Raw genomic sequence first — 2,546 nt, forward strand, 5'->3', positions numbered from 1 at the left:
GAAAAGATAAACTCAAATACAACGCTTTGGCTCCGCTCATTTTGGAAAGTTCGTAAGATTAATTTCGCCTTACGACGCCATGCGGCAGGCCGTTGGCTGTAATATGACGCAACTCCTATCAAAGAAAACCGTCTATAATAGAAACAATTAAAACCAATAAAGAAATGAAAAAGCTTTTAGTGATTAGTTTAGTTATTACGGCAATGTTATCTTGTGAAAAGGACGATAATCATAGAATGAATGTGGACAGAGATTATTTTCCTCTTCAAATTGGCAACCAATGGAACTTTGAATTAGCAGGGAAAGACTCAATAATTGATATAACAAAGATTAATGGAGTTGAGTATTTTGAATTTGTTAATGATTTTGGAACAACTTCATATTATCGAAAACAAGATGACCGAATCTATGTGAAGTCCCTTTCCAAAGAAAATATGGAGGAAATGAAGTTTGATTTAGCTGCTAATATTGATGAGACATGGAAATATGGTCCAGGTTATGTTACCCTTATAAGTAGAAATGCAACTATTTCTATTGGTGATATGCTAATTGATAGTTGCTTACAATTCAATTTCCTAAATAATGATTTAATTGATTATGGATCAACAATTTGGTTAGCACCTGGAATTGGTATAATTCAAAGGACATGTCAGGAATGTTTTGGTTCTTCATTTGAAACTTTAAAACTAGAAACAGCAAGGATAAATAACCAATTGATTGAATTTAAATAAATACTACCGCCAACATTTTGTATAAGTAATGGCAGGCAATATCCTTAAAATCAAATTTTGTAGCCCGTTCAAACTGCGTAGCAGTTTGATATTGAAAAACTCGAAACCTGCCACTACTCATACAATTTGCCGTTGGCAAACATTCCCCACATCTCGCAAAAGGCAAGATTAAATTCTTCAGCTAACGTGCAAATTTAATGGGAATTGTGAAATTTAAAATTTGACGTTAGTCACAATTTAGTGAAGAATGAAAGTTCAGATAGAAAAAATAAATAGAATACTCGGTTCTGATTACAATATTATTGTAGATGGAAAAAAGGATTTTCACGTGTCATGGAAGTCGGGATTTAAAATAAAAGACCGCAAAGACCAGATTCAATTAACAGTTAAAAAGAAGTGGAATATATTTAGGCTTCATCCTAAACTTCTAATTGCTAATCCAAATACAAAACAAAAGTGGATTTTAGATTTTAATGGGAATTCGGAATATTACTTAATAAATGACAATAGGAAAATTAATTTTTACGAGCAAGTTGGCAGGAAAGTAGGGCTTTTTGCAGATAAAACTCAAATCGGATACTTCGATAAACAAAAGAGTGCAAAAATGGGCAACAACAAATATTATTTAATTATAGATAACAATTTGGAGTATTTACCAATAATTGCGACCGTGATTGCTTACGACCGTTATTTTTCATCAAACAACAGTGACACATTCAAAAGTTATGATTACGGAAATATTAACATTGAGCCAAAACAAACTATAAGCTCTAAATGGAAGCCTAAATAAAAAACGTTTGCCAACACGCTAGTATAAAGCAATTGGCGTGCGTGAGTACTTGGAAGTAATTTGGGTAATCGAACTCCGCCAAATCTTTGATTTGGCTCAGAGCAGTTTTAGAGGGTTTGGTTCGTTAAATTGCCAATCGCTTCATCTAGCCAACCGTTGGAGGGCAATAGAACCAAACCAACAGAACTTCTAGAATATAGTAATAATGAATGAACTTAACTTGTTTCTAAAAACATTGAGCGACGTTGAACTTGCAAAGTTCATAGTGTATCGTTATAAAGACTTTGTTGGTACATCAAGAGAAACAATAATTTCAGAAGCAAAAAGCAGAAATTTAAATCATGTTGACTTAAGAAGACTATATAAAGAAGACATTCAACTTGATAAATCGATTAAGAATCATTGCGAACAATGCGGAGCTGCTAAATTTTATACCGAGACAGATTATGAATTAAGACACAAAAGGTATTATAGCATTGAAGTTGCTCTTGAATCTGACAGGTGTCGTATTTGTGGTTATAATCCAGACAAAAATGGTAAAGGTTTTATGAATTGGATTAAGAAGAAGTTAGGATTCTATCATAACACAAGAATTAAGCGCCCTGAAATTGATGGAAATATGTTTACGTAAACATAAACTACTGCCCCCAACAAACCGCAATAGCGCATAAGGCGTTCCGCATATTTTTGTTGGTTCTTAGCTTCGGCGGTCAGCGCCAAATCGCAGATTTGGCTTTAAAGGAAATGTAAATCAAAATATGCGCTTTGGCTCTGCGCAATTTGGAAAGTATGTAAGGTTAATTTCGCCTTACGACGCCATGCGGCAGGCCGTTGTAACCTATTTGTTGGTTAAATATTTACAGATTGATTTTGGTCGTCCGCCAAAAACCAAAGCGTAGTATAACTTGGCCACCAATCTCGACTCGGTTGGTTTCATATCAGCCCAGACGTTCAAATTGAAGTGCCTCTGGAATTGATTTTCAAACGTGAACAGGAATCAATTTGATTTACAAACTGTTTACGCC

4 protein-coding genes are annotated in these 2,546 nt (G+C 34.3%); all 4 read left to right on the forward strand.

Annotated features, from left to right (window positions below; translation table 11 throughout):
* The first annotated feature begins 164 nt into the window (after window positions 1–164).
* The 4 genes from ACSX1H_RS19060 (at window position 165) to ACSX1H_RS19075 (ending at window position 2,420) form a co-directional block, all read left to right on the forward strand.
* Complete coding sequence (locus ACSX1H_RS19060; RefSeq protein WP_439185846.1) at window positions 165–731, forward strand: hypothetical protein; 567 nt, start codon at window positions 165–167, stop codon at window positions 729–731.
* 247 nt (window positions 732–978) lie between these two features.
* Entirely contained in the window at window positions 979–1,521 is a 543-nt protein-coding gene (locus tag ACSX1H_RS19065) for a hypothetical protein (protein ID WP_439185847.1), read from the forward strand.
* A 205-nt stretch (window positions 1,522–1,726) separates the two neighbouring features.
* Window positions 1,727–2,152, forward strand: coding sequence for a hypothetical protein (locus tag ACSX1H_RS19070; protein ID WP_439185848.1), 426 nt, complete (start codon window positions 1,727–1,729; stop codon window positions 2,150–2,152).
* Between the two features lie 127 nt (window positions 2,153–2,279).
* Window positions 2,280–2,420, forward strand: a complete 141-nt coding sequence (locus tag ACSX1H_RS19075) for a hypothetical protein (protein ID WP_439185849.1) — start codon at window positions 2,280–2,282, stop codon at window positions 2,418–2,420.
* The last annotated feature ends 126 nt before the right edge of the window (window positions 2,421–2,546 follow it).

Origin of the sequence: Carboxylicivirga taeanensis, assembly GCF_051851475.1 — a bacterium.
Lineage (GTDB): Bacteria > Bacteroidota > Bacteroidia > Bacteroidales > Marinilabiliaceae > Carboxylicivirga > Carboxylicivirga taeanensis.

Excerpts from the sequence above, each read along its gene's own strand:
- ACSX1H_RS19060 (WP_439185846.1), top strand. The coding sequence starts at position 165 with ATGAAAAAGCTTTTAGTGATTAGTTTAGTTATTACGGCAATGTTATCT.
- ACSX1H_RS19070 (WP_439185848.1), top strand. The coding sequence starts at position 1,727 with ATGAATGAACTTAACTTGTTTCTAAAAACATTGAGCGACGTTGAACTT.
- ACSX1H_RS19075 (WP_439185849.1), top strand. The coding sequence starts at position 2,280 with ATGCGCTTTGGCTCTGCGCAATTTGGAAAGTATGTAAGGTTAATTTCG.
- ACSX1H_RS19065 (WP_439185847.1), top strand. The coding sequence starts at position 979 with ATGAAAGTTCAGATAGAAAAAATAAATAGAATACTCGGTTCTGATTAC.